Source organism: Haladaptatus sp. DYSN1 (assembly GCF_029489995.1).
In the GTDB taxonomy this organism is placed as follows: domain Archaea; phylum Halobacteriota; class Halobacteria; order Halobacteriales; family Halococcaceae; genus QDMS2.
Genome location: NZ_CP120470.1, coordinates 1568265 through 1584608, shown reverse-complemented (window position 1 = coordinate 1584608; position 16344 = coordinate 1568265). Strand labels below are relative to the sequence as shown.

General features: G+C 61.7%; 16 protein-coding genes. 11 read left to right on the top strand and 5 right to left on the bottom strand.

Annotation, left to right across the window (positions count from 1 at the left end; all coding sequences use genetic code 11):
• Positions 1-178: 178 nt before the first annotated feature.
• Entirely contained in the window at positions 179-1057 is an 879-nt protein-coding gene (locus P0648_RS08485) for a hypothetical protein (RefSeq protein ID WP_277503537.1), read from the bottom strand.
• A gap of 227 nt (positions 1058-1284) precedes the next feature.
• Here P0648_RS08485 and dph2 point away from each other — a divergent pair, with 227 nt between their 5' ends.
• Positions 1285-2322, top strand: a complete 1038-nt coding sequence (gene dph2 / locus P0648_RS08480; protein WP_276247705.1) for a diphthamide biosynthesis enzyme Dph2 — start codon at positions 1285-1287, stop codon at positions 2320-2322.
• Between the two features lie 47 nt (positions 2323-2369).
• Positions 2370-2864 carry a hypothetical protein gene (locus P0648_RS08475; protein ID WP_276247706.1) on the top strand — a complete coding sequence of 165 codons (495 nt, stop codon included), beginning with the start codon at positions 2370-2372 and terminating at the stop codon, positions 2862-2864.
• A gap of 1 nt (position 2865) precedes the next feature.
• Here P0648_RS08475 and P0648_RS08470 read toward each other — a convergent pair whose 3' ends face one another.
• Positions 2866-3123 (bottom strand): hypothetical protein, encoded by a 258-nt coding sequence (locus tag P0648_RS08470; RefSeq protein WP_276247707.1) that lies wholly within the window; start codon positions 3121-3123, stop codon positions 2866-2868.
• A 165-nt stretch (positions 3124-3288) separates the two neighbouring features.
• Between P0648_RS08470 and P0648_RS08465 the strand changes: the two genes are divergently transcribed.
• Together P0648_RS08465 and P0648_RS08460 are read left to right on the top strand one after the other, a co-directional pair.
• A complete protein-coding gene (locus P0648_RS08465; RefSeq protein WP_277503536.1) occupies positions 3289-3678 on the top strand; it encodes a hypothetical protein in 390 nt (129 codons plus the stop codon).
• The gene (locus tag P0648_RS08460) at positions 3678-4298 is read left to right on the top strand and encodes an METTL5 family protein (RefSeq protein WP_276247709.1); all 621 of its coding nucleotides are present in this window, start codon (positions 3678-3680) and stop codon (positions 4296-4298) included. Before P0648_RS08465 ends, P0648_RS08460 begins: the two co-directional genes overlap by 1 nt.
• Here P0648_RS08460 and P0648_RS08455 read toward each other — a convergent pair whose 3' ends face one another.
• Positions 4299-5942, bottom strand: coding sequence for a rhomboid family intramembrane serine protease (locus P0648_RS08455; protein ID WP_276247710.1), 1644 nt, complete (start codon positions 5940-5942; stop codon positions 4299-4301). It lies immediately after the preceding gene.
• Between the two features lie 98 nt (positions 5943-6040).
• On the opposite strand from P0648_RS08455, the gene P0648_RS08450 reads away from it, so the two are divergent.
• The 6 genes from P0648_RS08450 to aceB all read left to right on the top strand — a co-directional run bounded on the left by P0648_RS08450 (position 6041) and on the right by aceB (position 12047).
• Entirely contained in the window at positions 6041-6871 is an 831-nt protein-coding gene (locus P0648_RS08450; protein WP_277503534.1) for an MBL fold metallo-hydrolase, read from the top strand.
• 81 nt (positions 6872-6952) lie between these two features.
• Positions 6953-8266, top strand: a complete 1314-nt coding sequence (locus P0648_RS08445; protein WP_276247712.1) for a hypothetical protein — start codon at positions 6953-6955, stop codon at positions 8264-8266.
• A 42-nt stretch (positions 8267-8308) separates the two neighbouring features.
• Positions 8309-9235 (top strand): hypothetical protein, encoded by a 927-nt coding sequence (locus tag P0648_RS08440; RefSeq protein ID WP_277503532.1) that lies wholly within the window; start codon positions 8309-8311, stop codon positions 9233-9235.
• Between the two features lie 257 nt (positions 9236-9492).
• On the top strand, positions 9493-9642 hold the full coding sequence (locus tag P0648_RS08435; protein WP_276247714.1) for a hypothetical protein: 150 nt from the start codon (positions 9493-9495) through the stop codon (positions 9640-9642).
• Positions 9643-9646: 4 nt separating this feature from the next.
• Positions 9647-10660: an isocitrate lyase gene (gene aceA, locus P0648_RS08430; protein ID WP_276247715.1), complete on the top strand. Its 1014-nt coding sequence runs from the start codon at positions 9647-9649 to the stop codon at positions 10658-10660.
• A gap of 85 nt (positions 10661-10745) precedes the next feature.
• A complete protein-coding gene (aceB, locus tag P0648_RS08425) occupies positions 10746-12047 on the top strand; it encodes a malate synthase AceB (RefSeq protein ID WP_276247716.1) in 1302 nt (433 codons plus the stop codon).
• A gap of 114 nt (positions 12048-12161) precedes the next feature.
• Here aceB and eif1A read toward each other — a convergent pair whose 3' ends face one another.
• Entirely contained in the window at positions 12162-12449 is a 288-nt protein-coding gene (eif1A, locus tag P0648_RS08420) for a translation initiation factor eIF-1A (protein WP_277503531.1), read from the bottom strand.
• 90 nt (positions 12450-12539) lie between these two features.
• Positions 12540-14417 (bottom strand): zinc-binding dehydrogenase, encoded by a 1878-nt coding sequence (locus P0648_RS08415; RefSeq protein ID WP_276247718.1) that lies wholly within the window; start codon positions 14415-14417, stop codon positions 12540-12542.
• 171 nt (positions 14418-14588) lie between these two features.
• Here P0648_RS08415 and P0648_RS08410 point away from each other — a divergent pair, with 171 nt between their 5' ends.
• Positions 14589-16205 (top strand): long-chain fatty acid--CoA ligase, encoded by a 1617-nt coding sequence (locus P0648_RS08410; protein ID WP_277503530.1) that lies wholly within the window; start codon positions 14589-14591, stop codon positions 16203-16205.
• Positions 16206-16344 lie beyond the last annotated feature (139 nt).

Genomic DNA, 16344 nt, shown 5'->3' with positions numbered 1-16344 from the left:
GTCGCTTTGTTATGGGCAGCGTGAATGTCGTCGTTCGGGCATTGAAGTCAGTAAGTAGAGATTAATTTGTAGACAGGTTCGCCGCACGGAGCGGCGAAAAATCGGTTGCGGTGACCCTCACACGTCGAATTTCACGGAATTCAGACACGTGGCGGTCGGGAATCGAGGTCGTCGATCCTCACGCGGTCCCATTCTCGAGGCGAGCAATCGTTTCCTCGTACTGCGAGATGAGGTTCTGGCGCTTCGTTTCGTAGATGGCCACTTTTTGCTCCTGTTGGGCGCGGAACTGCTCGACCTGCTTTTCGTGTTGTCGTTCGAACGTCGCGACCTTCTTCTCCTGGTGGGCGCGGAACTGGTCGATGAGCCGCTGTGTGTGGGCCTCGAACTGCGCGACCTTCTTCGCCTGCGTCTCGTTGAAGTCAGCAACCATCTGTTCGTGTTCGGCCTGGAAGGCAGCTATCTTGGCCGCCTGATCGGCTTCGAACTCGGCTTCGAGCTGGTCGTGTTTGGCCTCGTACTCGGCTTCAAGTTGTCGCTGGCGCTCCACGTAGGCGTCGTATTCAGCCGGGTCGCCGCCGGTGTATGTTTCCTCGAACTCGCGAGCGAGGGCGGCGCTCCGTTCCTCGTACTCGTTGGCTAACGCGTCCACTGCGTCTTCGAAGGCGTGTGCGTCGCGCTCCTGTTGGGCTTCGAACTGTCGGGCGGCCTTCGCGAGTTCGGATTCGAACCGCTGGGCGTCACGCTGTTGCTGGGCTTCGAATTTCCCCGCTCGCGTGTCCAGCTTCTGCTCGAAAATGTTCGCGTCGCGGTCCTGCTGGTCCTCGAACGCCCGGGCTTCGCGTGCCAGCTTTTCCTCGAACGCGTTTGCATCGCGGTCTTGCTGGTCGGCGAAGTCCTGGTCGAGTTTCGCCAGGTTACGTTCGAACGCCTCGGTCACCGCTTGAATCTGCTCCTCGGTCGAGGAGTCCGTCTCGCTGGCCGCCGCGAGGCCGGGCGTGGCGACGAGTGCGAGCGCGAGCAACACAGCGACAAATTTCGAGAGGCCCGGCTGTGTCATCGGTCCATCACCCGGTGGCGTTCATCAATCAGCAGGACGTACCCGTCGTGTGGAGAGTCATCCATGGCGGAGAGTCAGCGGCCGTTACCCTTTGTTATAGACAGGCCGACGAATTTGGGTCCGGCCTGCGATTCTGAAGGGCGCGCCTAACCCGCGTCTGAGGCTCTCACACACGGTCAGACGGGGAAACGCCGCTGTTAAACGTCAGTAGCCGCTACGAATCCGCAATGACCAACGAATCGGAGTACTCAGAGGGCGACCTCCGAAACACGGGACTCAGTCTCAAACACGACCGGGAGTGGGACTACGAGCTCGAACGCATCATCGAGGCGGTCGAAGAACGCGACGCGAAGAAAGTCGGGCTCCAGTTCCCAGAAGGGCTCAAACGCCGTGGCCCGGCCGTCGCCGACGACCTCCGCCAGCTTCTGCCCGACGACGTGACCGTGATGATTTCCGGCCAGCCGTGTTATGGCGCGTGCGACTTAGACACCTTCCTCATGCGCCGCACCGACGTGTTCGTCCACTTCGGTCACTCGCCGATGAAGGAATCTGACAAGATTATCTACGTCCCGCTGTTCTCCAACGTCGAAGTCACGCCCATCATGGAGGAGGCGCTCGCCGAACTCGACGGCGACGACGTCGGCCTCGTCACCACCGCCCAGCACATGAACCGCTTCGACGAGATGCGCGATTTCTTAGAAGACGAGGGCTTCACCGTCCACACCCGGCGCGGCGACGACCGCCTCACTCACGAGGGGCAGGTCCTCGGCTGCAACTACGCTTCGGCAGATATCGACGCAGACCAGGTCCTCTACGTCGGCGGCGGCAAGTTCCACCCACTCGGCCTCGCCATGGAACACCCCGACAAGAAGGTGGTCATCGCAGACCCCGTCAACATGGTCGTCACCATCGCGGACACCGAGAAGTTCCTGAAACAGCGCTATGCCTCCGTCCACAAGGCAATGGACGCGGAGACGTGGGGCGTCATCTTCTGTACCAAAATCGGGCAGGGTCGCTGGGAAATCGCCCAGGAAATCCTTGAAAATAACGAGAACGCTTACCTCATCACGATGGACGAGGTCACCCCAGACCGCCTGCTCAACTTCGGTTTCGACGCCTACGTGAACACGGGCTGTCCGCGTATCACGACCGACGACGGGCCCCGGTTCAACAAGCCGATGCTCACGCCCGGCGAGTACGAGATTGCCATCGGCGAAAAACCGCTCGACGAACTCGAATTCGACACCTTCCACGGCACCTGGTAGTCGCCCGGAAGGCGGGATTTATCCGCCCAAACCTCGTATTTTTACGTATGGGAAGTGGGGAAACAGCGAGGCTGCACCGGACGGAAACGGACGTCGAACTGCGCACCATTGGATTCCGATTGCGCGAGATTCAACGCCTGTTGAGCATGCGCGTCGTCCAGGAAAACCGCAGGCTCGAAGCCGATGGCCTGACGCCAGTCACGGAGGCAGACTTTTTCAAGCAGGAGATAGACGAAGAGCGAATCTCCAGACAGGGAGTTTCACGGCAGGCAGAGCGCCTCGGAGGTCTCGAACTCGGTGCTGGGGTCCGGCTGACGCTGGTCGACGGAACAGTTATCGCGGGGACGGCCGGTCCAATCGAGTTCGTCCCGTCAGAGCGACTCCGACTCGAACTGCGACCTCGTGACGATTCGGCGGTTCGCTTCGAGGTTCGGACGGCCTTCGACGAGACGGGATGGGCACCGGTTACGGTCAGACGCTACGAGATCGGGGACAACGACTGGGACGTCCTCGGCGTCGTGAGGGAGGTTTCGACGCCGTGAGTTACCCCTCGCCCTCCGACTGGTAGGGTTCGCCCACGGCCTGCTGGGGCAAGAGGCCGAGAATCTCGTTTCGCAAGTCGTCGCGCGACTCGAACCGCTCGTCGTTCGAGTGCGTGAGGAGTTCGCCGAGGTTCTCCTCGCCGTCCGCGAGTTGGAGCGTCACGTCTCCGCAGCGTTCGACGGCTGTGGCCCGTGAAATCGGGTAGGACAGTTCGTCGAGGAGCGCGTCGAGGTGGTTCAGCTTGACAGTGTCGTCCATCAGAGAAGGTACGAGAGCGGCCGGTAAAGCCACGCGTATCGGTCAGACACCGATACGTTCAGCGTAGCTGAGAAGACGCGGCACCGACAGTGAGTCCAACTCGCACGGGAATAACTACTGTGCATACACAAAACTATTAGTATGTCTAGGGGGAATGGACTTGTAATGAGCGCCACTCCAGACGTCAGCCGAGCACTCGATTGTTGCAAACCAGACGACGCCGTTTCGGTCACGATCGACGCGACCGAACTCGAATCGACCAGTTCCGACTACTTGTGCACGTTCCGACGCGCCCTCCGCGAGCAAAATTTTTCACCGTCTCGCATCCGCCTGTCCGCGTCGTTCGACGAGGACTGCTCGCTCGCCACCCAGCGCGAAAGCGACCGCGTCCGCGAGTACGTGCGCGTGGCGGACTTCCTCGGCGCGACGACGGTCACGCTCACGATCGAGTCGGTCGCCAACCCGGAGAAGGTCCGTCCCGCACTCGCCGCCTGCCGCGAGCGGGCGGACCGAGAGGGAATCACCCTTGAGGTGACAGGCAAAACCAGCCTCTGATGGGAACGAAACGCGCCCTCGAACAGCAACTGGCGGTCGTCGCCGGGTTCGAACGGCCGAAAACGAGCCTCGAACAGTACCGCACACCCCCCGACCTCGCAGCCCACCTCATTCACGTTGCAGACCTTCAGGGCGACGTAGAGGACCGTCTCGTGGTCGATTTGGGCACCGGTACGGGGATGCTCGCGCTCGCCGCCGCACTCCGCGGGCCGACTCGCGTCGTCGGCGTGGACGTAGACCCCAAACCGCTGCGCACGGCGCGGGCGAACCAGAACCGAGTGGGCACCCGAACGGACATCGCGTGGGTGAACGCCGACGCGACGCGCCTCCCGCTGTGCCCCGACGAGGAGACAACCGTTGTGATGAACCCGCCGTTTGGCGCACAGGACGACAACGTCCACGCAGACCGCGCGTTCCTCGAAACGGCGGCGAAGATTGCAACCGTCTCATACTCCGTCCACAACGCCGGCAGCAAGCAGTTCGTCGAATCGTTCGCTGAAGACCACGGCGGGGAGGTCACCCACGCCTTTCAGGCGGCGTTTGACGTGCCAAAACAGTTTGACTTCCACACGGAGGCGTCGAAGACGCTCGACACCGAAGTGTTCCGCATCGAGTGGTAATTAGCGGTTGTACGTCTCGCGGGCCGCCACCTGGATGCGCGTCCCGTTGTCGCTCACGTAGATTTTGTCGTCGGTCCGGCGGAAATCCAGGCCGCCAACCGCGACCGACTCGTTCGGGGCGGGAAGTAACGCCCGTTCGAGCGTATCGTTTCCACGGGTTACGATGACGTCGTAGCCCGTCCGCGAGGGGGTGAACGTGATGTTCCGATTGGATACCGTGAGGTCCGCTCGCGACTCGTCAGAGGTGAACGCGAGCACCTTGTCGGCACCGCCGCGCTGGAGGTGAATCTTGTACACAGCGGAGTTACCGGCGACCGTCCAGCCGTCTCTGGTCACGGTGACCGTCTCCTGCCAGCCGACCCCGCCCACCCGGACGGTTTCCTGCCCGGAGAACGCCAATCGCCCACTGGTCACCGCCGTCGTCCAGATGTGTCTCTCCTCGCTGATGACGATGACCCCTGAGGTGTTCACTCGCGTCGTCTCGTTGAACGCGCTGATGTTGACTGCCGACACCATCTGATTGGGTACGTCCTCAGCGTACGAGATGGAGTAGTCGCGTACGTCTACGGGGTTCATTCCCGGAGCCGTCGCGTCGTCCACGGTGGTGAAGTTGACCGGAACCGTCGGCACGCTGATGAGCAGTAGGCCGAGGACGAGGAGGCCTGCGGCGGTCTCCCACCGGGAGAGGTCGATGTTCCCGACGAGCGGGCGGTCAGAAGCGGTCACCCCGGCGGCGATGAGAACCGCGAGGGCGAACACCAGCGCCGTCCCGAGCGCCCGGTAGAGGACGAACGTCTCAGAGCCGCGGAACCAGTAGACCGCCCAGAGGCCCTGCCCGACCGAAAAGAGGAGCGCACCGAGCCAGAGCCGAAGGGCATTCGGGCGGACGGACCGCCGACGGAGGAGCAACACCCCGAGGACGACGCCGGCGAACAGTCCGAGGGCGTGGCCCTGAATCGCGATAGAAGCCCACCATGGCGACTGAAAACTCGGTCCGGCCTGCGCTTCCAAGACGGGCATTCTGAGCGCGTTATAGATTAGGCTGAAGACGCTGCTCACCGAGAGCGCGATGATGGTAGAGAGCGGGTAGCGGACGAGTGCGAACCCCGCGAAGGCGAAGACGACACCTGAGAAGCCGATGACCGGACCGAGCGCGAACAGGCCGGTGAAGATGCCGACGACGGTGACGGCGACGACGAACGCGAGAATGCGGGCGAAGGGGTTCGTTCGAAGCGAGGTGAACGTCTGCGTGCCGCGTTTGGTGGGGTAGTGACTCCACGCGTATTCGGCGAGGGGTGCGAGTGCGAGCGTCCCGATGAGGTTCCCCATCAGGTGGCCCGAATTCGCGTGAGAAAACGGCGCGGCGACGAGGCCGAGTGGATAGAGGTAAGACCACGCCCGGAAGGGAATGACGAGGGGGTTGTACCAGTCGTCGATGCCGCGCTGGACGAACAGATAGACCGCGAGGACGCCGAGGATGACGAGGAGCGTTCCCCACGGTACGCCGAGGACGAATCGTTTACGCAGCGTTGCACCCCACCGACCGTTCGGACGGTCGAGGAGCCAGACCGCAACGAACGAGACGAGAACCGCAAGGGCAATCGCGAGTTGCCAGAGGGGAAGTCCAGAGGGAACGGAGACCATTACCCGTCTCTGAGAACCTGCGACCTCTTTGTTCTGGCGTCACACGGCGTGGGCGGAGAGACGACACGTTTAGGCCGGTGGTGGGCACAGTGTGGCACATGATTCACTCAGACTGGGGCGACTGGCTCCCGAACGAGGTCGCGGCGGCGGACCCCGAGGGTGTGGACATCTGGTACCTCGGCTGCAATGGCTTCATCCTGAAAGGCAACGAGGGAACGACCATCTTCATCGACCCGTATCTCGGGACGGGCGACCCGGGCCGGACGACTCGGATGGTTCCGGTTCCGTTCGACCCTGAGGACGTACAAGAGGCGGACGCGCTGCTCTGCACCCACGAACACACGGACCACGTCCACGGCGAGAGCCAGGCCCCCATCCTCGCGAACACGGGGGCGACGATGTACGCTCCCGACGACAGCCTCGCGGTGGCTCAAGAGGAGGGCTGGACCGACGAGTGGGACGTCTCGGAGAGTCAGTTCCACGAAGTTGCCGAGGGTGATACCATCACCGTCGGCGAGTTCGACATCACCGTCGAGGTGGCCCACGACCCCGATTCGACACACCCCGTCTCCTACGTCATCTCCCACGACGCTGGAACGTTCTTCCACGGCGGCGACTCGAAACCCGACGAGAAATTCGAGCGCGTCGGCGAGCAGTACGACATCGACCTCGGCGTGCTCGCGTTCGGGTCCGACGGGATGATTCCCGACAAACAGACTCGCAAGCCGACGCACAAGAAGTGGTATTCGGACGAGAACGAGATCGTCGAGGCGGCCCGCGCACTGCAGCTAGACCGCCTACTGCCGAGCCACTGGGACATGTGGAAAGGGCTGACCGCAGACCCGACGACGCTTCACCCACACATCCGGAGTTTCGAGTATCCGAAACGACTCGAACTCGTCGAAATCGGCGACTGCGTCTCCCTCTGAGCGGTTTCGTGAGATGAGTACCTATATTTTTAACTGAATATCCCGGGTAGTTTTATGTGTGCTGGCGGAGGATTTCTCTGCATGAACGACGCGCCTGCATCCGACGGGGTCGCCGTCTCGCTCGGAGACGTCACGATAACGAAAGCCTATCAGGCGGAGAAGTTTCCGGTTCCGGCCATCGAATTCGTCGTCGAGTCCGACCGAGACGACGACGTACTGGTTCGCGTAATCGACTATCCGCCCGAGACGGTGTCGAAAGACGACCTCGGATTCCATCCGGATTTCGGGGCCGATTACTGGACGGTCGCAGACGACCACATCGTCTTCGAACGAACCCTCGGTGCAGGCGAATCCTACACCACCGTCTACGGAATCCGCGAGGTGGAGGGTGACGGCATCGAAGCCTTTCTCGCGGAACCGGAACTCGTCGTCGTAGACAGCGAAGCCGACGTCGAGGAAGTCGTCGGCGAGGACAAGAGCAAAGTCGTCCGTGAGGTGCTCGCGGGTACGTCGGAGACGGTTCCGGGGGCGGAGTCGGAAGACACAGACCAGGAACCCATCGACGTGCCGGAACCGGAGGTCGGAGCGGAAACAGAAGAAGGAGAGGAGGATGAGCCCGAACCCATCGACCTCGAAGAACCGGCTGACCCGGCCACGGCCCCCGAACCGGCCGCCGCAGACGACCCAATCGACGGCGAGGCCACGCCCGCTGCGCGTCCGTCCGAGTCTGACCGAAGCGGCCCGTCGGTCATGCCAGGAAGCGTCGCCGCCGCACTCGCAACCGAAATTCGACAGGGTCGCGTTTCGGGTGACGACCTCGATGTCCTGCGCGAGGAACTGGACATCGCGGAGCGCGACGACAGCAAAGACGTGCGAATCAACCACCTCCAGTCGCAGGTGGCCGACCTCGTCGCCTACACGTCGGCACTCGAGGAGTTCATCGACGAGAACGGGCCGGGTCGCCAGCTTTTAGACGACCTGAAAAACGAGTTCGCGAACGTCAACGACGACCTGCGAGACCTAAATCTCGACATCGAATCGAACGAGCGCGCCATCTCGACGCTCGAAGACGACTCCCTCGAACTGCGCGACAATATCGACGACTTAGACGAGGATACGGCGACGATTCGCGGCGACCTCGCCACCGTGGAAGAAGACGTCCTCGACGTTCGCGGTGACGTAGACGAACTCGAAGACGACGTGAGCCGTCTCGACGCCACGATAGACGACGTGGTCGCCCAACAGGAAGAACAGGTCGCCGAACTGGCCGAAACCCACGAGGAACGGCTGGATTCGCTCAGAGCAGAGCAGGCGGCGCTCGCGGAGACGGTCGCCGAAATCAAAGAGTGGCGCAACCAACTCGCCGGTGTGTTCGGGAGTGGGAACGGCGAGTAACAACCGCAACCGGTTTTAGAGCCAGTCCCTTGCGTGCGTACAATGACCGAGACGATTCCGGTCGCCGTGCCGCGCAAGGGCCGTCCCCTGGAAGCCGTCTTAGAACGGCTCGCTGCCCGTACCCGAGAACTCGACGAAACCGCACCGTTCGACGACGTTGCAGACCACGTCATCTCTACGCTGCGTTACGAGAAAGCCATCACGAAGGGAAACCAGTCCACCGACGAAACCGTCTACGAGCGACTGGCGTCCTACAGCGACCTCGCAGCCGACGAGGCACCTGAGTTCACGCTGCTACGCGACGACCGCGAGGCGATGCCACGGCGCATCGTCTTCGACAGCGTCACCGTCCCCGTCGGCGACGTGGAAGTCCAGCTCGTCGGCCGCGAGGAACCGTTTCGGGCGCTCAGAAAACACGAGTTCGCCCTCGGCTTCGACAGCGCAGACCTCGTCTTAGAGGAGGTCGTCGAACTGCGCGAGGAACCGCTCGCGAGCATCGCCGACCTGAACGCGCGAATCAGTCCCCGCGATACCGACGTTCGCGTCGTCACGGGACTTGGTGATACCGTGTATCACACGCTGCTCGTCCATCCCGAGATGCGCGAGGCGATCCCCGACGTGCCACTTGGCCACGAGTTCGTCGAGGCCCACGAGGGACCGCTTTGCATCTCGCCGCGGTACGAGCGACTCGTGGAGGCGATTCTCGGAACCGAGGCAATCGAGGACGTCACGTTTTGCTACCCCAACGAGAGCGAGGAGGAAGAAGCGGCAATCGCGGATGTCGGGCTCGGCGTCTACCTCACGGTGACCGGTTCGACCGCCCGCGAATACGGCCTCCAACTCGGCGAACAACTGTTCCCGAGCGAAACGGTGTTACTCGAAAATCACAAGGAAGCGACGACCGAGGCAGCGCGAAAGGCGAAGGCGCTGTTCGAAGCGCCGAAACTGGACACCGAGCTTTCGGTCTGAAGGCGGCAGTTTTTCCGTAATCGATAGCCGACGAGCCGTGCCACTGGGTAGTCTGTCACGGTTTGTCACTTATATTGATTGGAGGAGTCTAATGATTCCAATGCGATTATAGAATATTAACATTATAAATCATAAAGTTTTTTTATTGACTCGTAGTTCGCTGTGGTGTAGTGACACATCATGACTGTACACGGAGCGGCACACCACTGGTCCGCACAGCGCGACGACCATCCCGCGAAACCACCCTGTCCACGCGCATGCCCGACCACGACGACTTGACAGCACCACTCGTGCCACACGTGACGGCGGAAGACGCCGACAGCGAACCCACGCCGACCGAACTGTACGAGGAACTGAAAGCACTCCGTGCGCAGTTAGAACGACTCGAAACACAACTCCAGGACTAATCCAATGCTAGAAGACTACATCACCGACACGAATTTCGACATCAAAAACATCGACAACCCGAAGGCCCGACTGCTTCGAGAGAAGCTGAACAAGCAGGACTTCGTGTTCGCCCCCGGCCTCTACCACGCCTTAGACGCCCGTCTCGCCGAGATGGCTGGCCACGACGCCGCCTACATGTCCGGCTACTCGACTGTCCTCGGCCAGTTTGGCTTCCCTGACCTCGAGATGGTTACCATGACCGAGATGGTCGAGAACGCAAAGCGCATTGTGGAGGCGACGAACCTCCCGGTTATCGCCGACTGTGACACCGGCTACGGTGGCATCCACAACGTCCGTCGTGCCGTCCGCGAGTACGAGAAGGCCGGCGTCGCCGCCGTCCACATCGAAGACCAGGTGTCGCCAAAGCGCTGTGGCCACATCGCTGGCAAGCAAATCGTCTCCCGCGACGAGGCGCGCGCTCGCTTCGAGGCCGCCGTGGACGCAAAGCAGTCAGAAGACACTATCATCATCGCCCGCACCGACGCCTACGGCTCTGCGAATGGCGACTGGGAAGAACACTTAGAGCGCGGTCGCATCTACGCCGACGCTGGCGTCGACATCGTCTGGCCGGAGATGCCCGACCCGTCCCGTGAAGACGCCGTCAAGTACGCAGAGACCATCCACGAGACCCACCCGGACCTCAAGCTCGCGTTCAACTACTCGTCGTCGTTCAAGTGGTCCGAGCAGGAAGACCCACTCACCTTCCAGGAACTCGGCGACCTCGGCTACAAGTACATCTTCATCACCCTGTTCGCCCTGCACTCAGGCGCGCACGCCGCCTACGAGGACATGAAGAACCTCGCCGAAAACGACGAGCAGGCCCAGTTCGACTTAGAGAAGAAGTACATCGGTCACCCGACCGAGAGCCACCACGAACTCTCGAACGTCCCGCGGTACCAGAACATCGAAAAGCAGTTCGACCCACTGGCCCGCGAGCGCATCGAGTCCTCTGAAGGCTTCGCCGAGAGCGACGACTAACCGCCTTCGGACACCCGTGGGCTTCGTTTTTTAGTCGGACTCTCGACATAGTATTTTAACAAACGACACACCATACCACACACACATGGCAGAACGCAAACACGCACGGAAATTCGTTCGGACGTTCTTCACCACGCCGACGGCCGTCGAAGGCGAGGAAGACTCCGCGAAGATGCTTCGAAGCGCCATCAAACTCCGCGGCATGAAAGCCCCCGACGTCTGGGTCCCCGACAACGAGGACGCCACCGCACCCTCCATGCGCGACCAGGGTGCACGGAACATCGTCGAAGTCGTCGCAGAGGAAGGCGCAGACTTCCCCGGCGAGATTCACCCCCGCGTCGTCTGGCACCGCGACAGCCCCGCGACCCGGTATCAGGGATTGAAACACATGCTCGAAATCGCCGACCCGGAAAACGGAGCCATCGAGAACATCGACGGCTTCGTCATCCCCGAGGTCGGTGACATCGACGACTGGAAGAAGGCAGACGAGTTCTTCACCATCGTCGAAACCGAACACGGCCTCGAAGAGGGGAGCCTCAAGATGTCCGTCATCATCGAGAGCGGACAGGCAGAACTGGCCATGGGCACACTCAGAGAAGAGATGGGCAAGCCCACGAACAACTTAGAACGCCTGTTCATGCTGGTCGACGGCGAAGTCGACTACACGAAGGACATGCGTGCCATCACCCCGACGGGTGCGCTGCCGCCGTGGCCAGAACTGCGCCACAACACCTCTCGCGGGGCGAGCGCCGCCGGCCTCATCGCCGTGGACGGCCCCTACGACAATATCCGCGACGTCGAGGGCTACCGCGAGCGCATGACCGAGAACCAGGCGAAAGGGATGCTCGGCATCTGGTCGCTCACGCCCGGTCAGGTCATCGAGGCGAACAAGGGGCCGCTGCCGCCCGAAAACGGAAGCTGGCACATCGAACTCGGCGACCGGCAGTTCGAACTCGAACGAGACGGCGACCGCTGGACGTACAGCGGTGACCGCATCTCGCTTTCGACGACGGACGAGGGCTACCACCTCCGCCACAGCGGCGACGAACTGGACCTCTCCGAAGACGAACTGCGCGAAGAACTGCTCGACTTGACCGTCTACGTCCCGAGCATGGACGACATCGTGGACTCCATGGAGGAGTTCGAAGCCGCCAAAGACGCCGGACGGGGCGCAATTGCGATTACGCAATCTGCGACCATCGTCATCGACGGTGTTGAAGTCGACATCAGCAAAGACCGCATGTGGGACGAGGCAACCTATCAGGCGGCGATGACGCCGATTACCCTGTTCCAGGACGTGTACAAAAATCGGTCCGACCAGCACGAAGACCTCGCAGAACTCTACAGCAAAGACGTCGTCGAGCGCGCGATGGACGTCGGGAACTGAGCACACCCACTCACCCTGTTTTTCGCATCGCGCTGGTGACAGCGCCGTAGCTCGTCGTCGAAGTTTCAAAAGAACCATCACACGACCCGGTCCGCGTTCGCGTCGGGCGGGGTGTTACTGGATGTGGCCTTCGCGGCGCAGCTGGGCTGCGTCCTGCTTGGTGTAGCGCCACTCGATGTTGGCCTTCTCGTCTTGCCACGACCACGGTTCGATGAGGACGACGTCGTCCTCGTTAATCCACGTTCGGTACTTCATTCGACCGGGAATACGACCGAGTCGCTCCTCTCCGTCCTGACACTGGAGACGGACGTGGTTGCCACCGAGCATCTCGGTGACGACCGCGAACATCTCGTCACTGTTTGGCATGCGGAGGTTCCTCCGCCCACCGTCTTCTTCGCTCACGGGCCTACTATGTGGTCACGACGGATAACTCATTGGAGATAGCTGCCAGCGTGTCACACGCAAAAAGAATTGGCCGAATTTCGCGGTACCTTACTGCTCGTCCCAGGCGGCGTGGAGCGCTTCCTCGTCCTCAAGGCCATCCTCGGGCAGTGCGTGGTTGATGACGTAGGAGCCTTCCTCGTGGGTGTTGTCCCACATGTCCTGATGGGCTTTCTGTGCGTCGTCCCACGCCGTCAGATGCGTGTTCGGGACGCCAAAGGCGCCGAGTTCGATGGCCTCGTTCATCTCGGCGACCTCCCACGGGTTCTTCATGTGGGTGCCGAAGATTTCGGTCGTCGGCATGTAGATGCGCCGCTGGCGCATCCAGACCTGGGGCGCGTAGAACGAGTATCGACTGCCGGCCATCTCCTCCGCGAACACGACCTTACCCTGGAATGGGAAACAGAGCATTGTGGAGACGGCGAGCGTGTTTTGCCCTGCGCGCTCGAAGACGACGTCTGGGTTCCCGCGTGGGTTGTTCGGCGTCTTCAGGATGCCGCCGAGCGCGATGCCCAGTGGCTTGAACATCTTCCCCATGTAGGCCCCGAGGTTGCTCGGGTCGTCGATGTCGGGGAATGAATCCATGTACTCGAACGAATCGTTCTCGTCGGCGAGCGTCTCGAGGCTAAGCACACCTGCAACGTCGTATTCGTCTTCGACGTACTCGGCCTGCTCGTCAGTCTCGGTGATGACGGCGACGCGGGCGCGACTGCCGAGGGCGGATTCGATTGCGGTTTCCGCCATCTCGTCGCTCGTTCCAGAGACGTCGTCGGGCGTGCCATACCAAACGAGCACGGACTGTCCGGGACGGAGTTCGGCCCGGGAGAACATCGTTTCGGGGTCGCTGGACCCGCCCTTCCCGAGGAACGAGAGTTCGTGGCCCGTCGATGCGCCGTAGAAGGTGAGTCGGCCGCCCTCGCCGAGTAGTTGGTACGAGCGCGAGAAGGCGAGTTTACCCGCGTGAGAGACGGCGTAGTCTGCGAGTTCGCCGTCGTTCTGGTCGCGGAACGCAGAGAGCAGTGGTTCGCCCGCTGCTTCCCATTCAGCCCACTCGTCCGGGTCGTGGGGCACGTCGGTCATTGCGTCCACGATGGCCGCGTCCTTGCGGTTGACCGTCGCGGTGGCCCCGGCTTCGCGGGCACGTTCGGCACGTTCCTCGCTCGAAACCATGCCGGTCACGTCGAGACCCTGGCTCGCGGCCATGACGACGGCGTCGCGGCCCGTCCCCGTGGACGCGCCTTCGACGAAGAGGTTGGAGTTCGGCTTCACGTCGAGGGTGGTGAACAGGGCGCGGTAGATGGTCCCCATCGTGAGGATGTACGACCCGGCTTCGGTGAGGTTCAGGTTCTGTGGGGGCTTGAACAGTTGCGTGCCCTGTGCGAGCATGAACTGCTGGTGTGAGCCATCGGGCGTCTGATAGCCCTGAATCTCGTAGGAGGAGAACATCGGGTCCTTCGACGCCTTCGGGTCGATTGGGTCGAACTGCCCGGCGTAGACGTTCACCATGTCGCCGACTTCGATACGACCCTGTTCTTCGAGTGCGTCGCCCACGGCGGCGACGTACCCGAGACCGCCCGACCCGGTGATGTGCCACGGCGTGTCGTGACCCTTGAACGTAGAGACGGGGTCGCCCGCGATGGCCCACGAGTCGTTGAAGTTGACCTCGGAGGTGAGCAGATAGACGAGTGCCTCCATCGGCCCGGGTTCCTCGACGGGGACGATGATCTCCTTTTCCGCGTCGTCGTTGAGCGGTTCGCCGTGAATCGGCTCACCGTCTTCGTCGCCGATGATGCCCCATGCAAGCTGATAGGCGGGGATGTCGGTCTCACCGGGGTAGAACGGTGTTCCGACCGGCAGCAGGTCGCCAGCGTCGATGAGTTCCTGGGTCACATCTTCGTCGGCGAGCACTGGTGGTTCAATCGTTCCCATGGCTCACACCTTTCTTGAGGAGGTTGATAAACGTACCTTGTCTAAAATCATATACAACTGTTAATCATCCATGTCATATGGTGCGAATTTTCAGATATTAATACCTGACAAGAATTGGCCGCAACCCAACGTGTTATATGCTACGATAGGCCAAGTGTGAGTCAGTATCGTATGCCATCATCGAACATGACGCTCCAGTCTTTCTTTTCGCGGGCGACGCGCCTGTTTCCCGAGAAAACGGTCGTCTCCTGTCCACCGGACGGAGACGTTCGATACACGTACGAGGACTTCGCAGACCGGGTGGCCGGGCTTGCTGCTGGCCTCACAAAACTGGATTCGCTCGAGGGGACTCGCGTCGGAACCATCGGGTACAACCATCACCGTCACTACGAAGCCTACTTCGCCGTCCCGCTCGCGGGCGGGCAACTCCACACCATCAACGCCGTCCTGCCGGACGAACACGTTTCCTACATCGTAAACGACGCCGCAGACACCATCCTGCTCGTGGACCCCGGCGAGCCGTTCGAGACGGTCGAACGGGTCTGGGACGACCTCGAATCGGTCGAACACGTCGTCGTGATGGACAGCACCGTCCCGGCCACCGCGCTTCCGGTAACGGCCTTCGACGACCTCGTCCTAGAAGAGGCGACCGTCGAGTGGCCGGACCTCGACCCCGAACGGCCGGGGAGTATGTGCTATACGTCGGGCACGACAGGCAAGCCGAAGGGCGTCGAGTACACCCAGTCGATGCTGTATGCCCACGGGATGATGCTCATGTCGCCCGCGAGCATGGGCGTCGGCGAGTCCGACGTGGTGTTACACACCGTCCCGATGTACCACGTCAACGCGTGGGGACTGCCCTACGCTGCGACGGTGGCGGGCGCGAAACAGGTGTTCCCGGGGCCGTCGCCAAGCATCGAAACGCTCGCCATGCTCATCGAAGAGGAGGGCGTCACGCTCACCGGAGGTGTCCCGACGGTATGGATTTCCATGCTCGAATATCTGGACGAACACGACGCAGACATCTCCTCGCTCGAACGCATCGTCGCCGGCGGGAGTGCCGTCCCCGAAGGCGTCATGCGCCGGTACGAAGAGGAATACGGCGTCACCATCGACCAGGCGTGGGGGATGACCGAAACGATGAGTATCTCGACCGTCTCGCGCCCGAAGTCCTACATGGCCGACTGGCCGAAAGCAGACCAGTTCGAGAAACGTGCGAAACAGGGTATCCTCACGCCGAGTCTCGACATGACCGTCGTGGACACGACGGGCGAGGAAGTGCCGTGGGACGGCGAGACGTTCGGCGAACTCTGGATTCGCGGGCCGACCGTCGTGAGCGAGTACTACAACCGGCCCGACGCGACGGCGGAGAGTTTCGAGGGTGACTGGCTCAAAACCGGTGACATCGTCACCGTGGACGAACACGGCTACATCGAACTCGTAGACCGGGACAAGGACATCATCAAGAGCGGCGGGGAGTACATCTCGAGCATCGAGCTCGAAAACCGCCTGATGGAACACGACGGGGTTTCGGAGGCTGCCGTCTTCGCCATCCCGCACGAGAAGTGGCAGGAACGCCCGGTGGCGACGCTCACCCTCCGGCCGGGGAGCGACCTGACGGCAGATGAGGTCAGGGAGTTCCTCGCACAGTCCTATCCGAGCTGGTGGCTTCCCGACACGATTCTGTTCGTAGACGAGGTACCAAAAACCGCAACTGGAAAGTTCGACAAGAAGCGACTGCGAAACCAATTCGAAGCGGCCACGCTGGAGCAGACGCCGGACCGCTAGTCTGGCGAACACGACTGTTTTCAAAACCGTTCACTCGGGCAAAATATGGCACCAATACCCGCGAGAGGCATCGACTCCCGCGTCACTCGATACCTAAGGTGCATACGATGGATACGTTAATATGCACCTTGGGAATAAG

Excerpts from the sequence above, each read along its gene's own strand:
- P0648_RS08485 (WP_277503537.1), bottom strand. The coding sequence starts at position 1,057 with ATGACACAGCCGGGCCTCTCGAAATTTGTCGCTGTGTTGCTCGCGCTC.
- dph2 (WP_276247705.1), top strand. The coding sequence starts at position 1,285 with ATGACCAACGAATCGGAGTACTCAGAGGGCGACCTCCGAAACACGGGA.
- P0648_RS08475 (WP_276247706.1), top strand. The coding sequence starts at position 2,370 with ATGGGAAGTGGGGAAACAGCGAGGCTGCACCGGACGGAAACGGACGTC.
- P0648_RS08470 (WP_276247707.1), bottom strand. The coding sequence starts at position 3,123 with ATGGACGACACTGTCAAGCTGAACCACCTCGACGCGCTCCTCGACGAA.
- P0648_RS08465 (WP_277503536.1), top strand. The coding sequence starts at position 3,289 with ATGAGCGCCACTCCAGACGTCAGCCGAGCACTCGATTGTTGCAAACCA.
- P0648_RS08460 (WP_276247709.1), top strand. The coding sequence starts at position 3,678 with ATGGGAACGAAACGCGCCCTCGAACAGCAACTGGCGGTCGTCGCCGGG.
- P0648_RS08455 (WP_276247710.1), bottom strand. The coding sequence starts at position 5,942 with ATGGTCTCCGTTCCCTCTGGACTTCCCCTCTGGCAACTCGCGATTGCC.
- P0648_RS08450 (WP_277503534.1), top strand. The coding sequence starts at position 6,041 with ATGATTCACTCAGACTGGGGCGACTGGCTCCCGAACGAGGTCGCGGCG.
- P0648_RS08445 (WP_276247712.1), top strand. The coding sequence starts at position 6,953 with ATGAACGACGCGCCTGCATCCGACGGGGTCGCCGTCTCGCTCGGAGAC.
- P0648_RS08440 (WP_277503532.1), top strand. The coding sequence starts at position 8,309 with ATGACCGAGACGATTCCGGTCGCCGTGCCGCGCAAGGGCCGTCCCCTG.
- P0648_RS08435 (WP_276247714.1), top strand. The coding sequence starts at position 9,493 with ATGCCCGACCACGACGACTTGACAGCACCACTCGTGCCACACGTGACG.
- aceA (WP_276247715.1), top strand. The coding sequence starts at position 9,647 with ATGCTAGAAGACTACATCACCGACACGAATTTCGACATCAAAAACATC.
- aceB (WP_276247716.1), top strand. The coding sequence starts at position 10,746 with ATGGCAGAACGCAAACACGCACGGAAATTCGTTCGGACGTTCTTCACC.
- P0648_RS08415 (WP_276247718.1), bottom strand. The coding sequence starts at position 14,417 with ATGGGAACGATTGAACCACCAGTGCTCGCCGACGAAGATGTGACCCAG.
- P0648_RS08410 (WP_277503530.1), top strand. The coding sequence starts at position 14,589 with ATGCCATCATCGAACATGACGCTCCAGTCTTTCTTTTCGCGGGCGACG.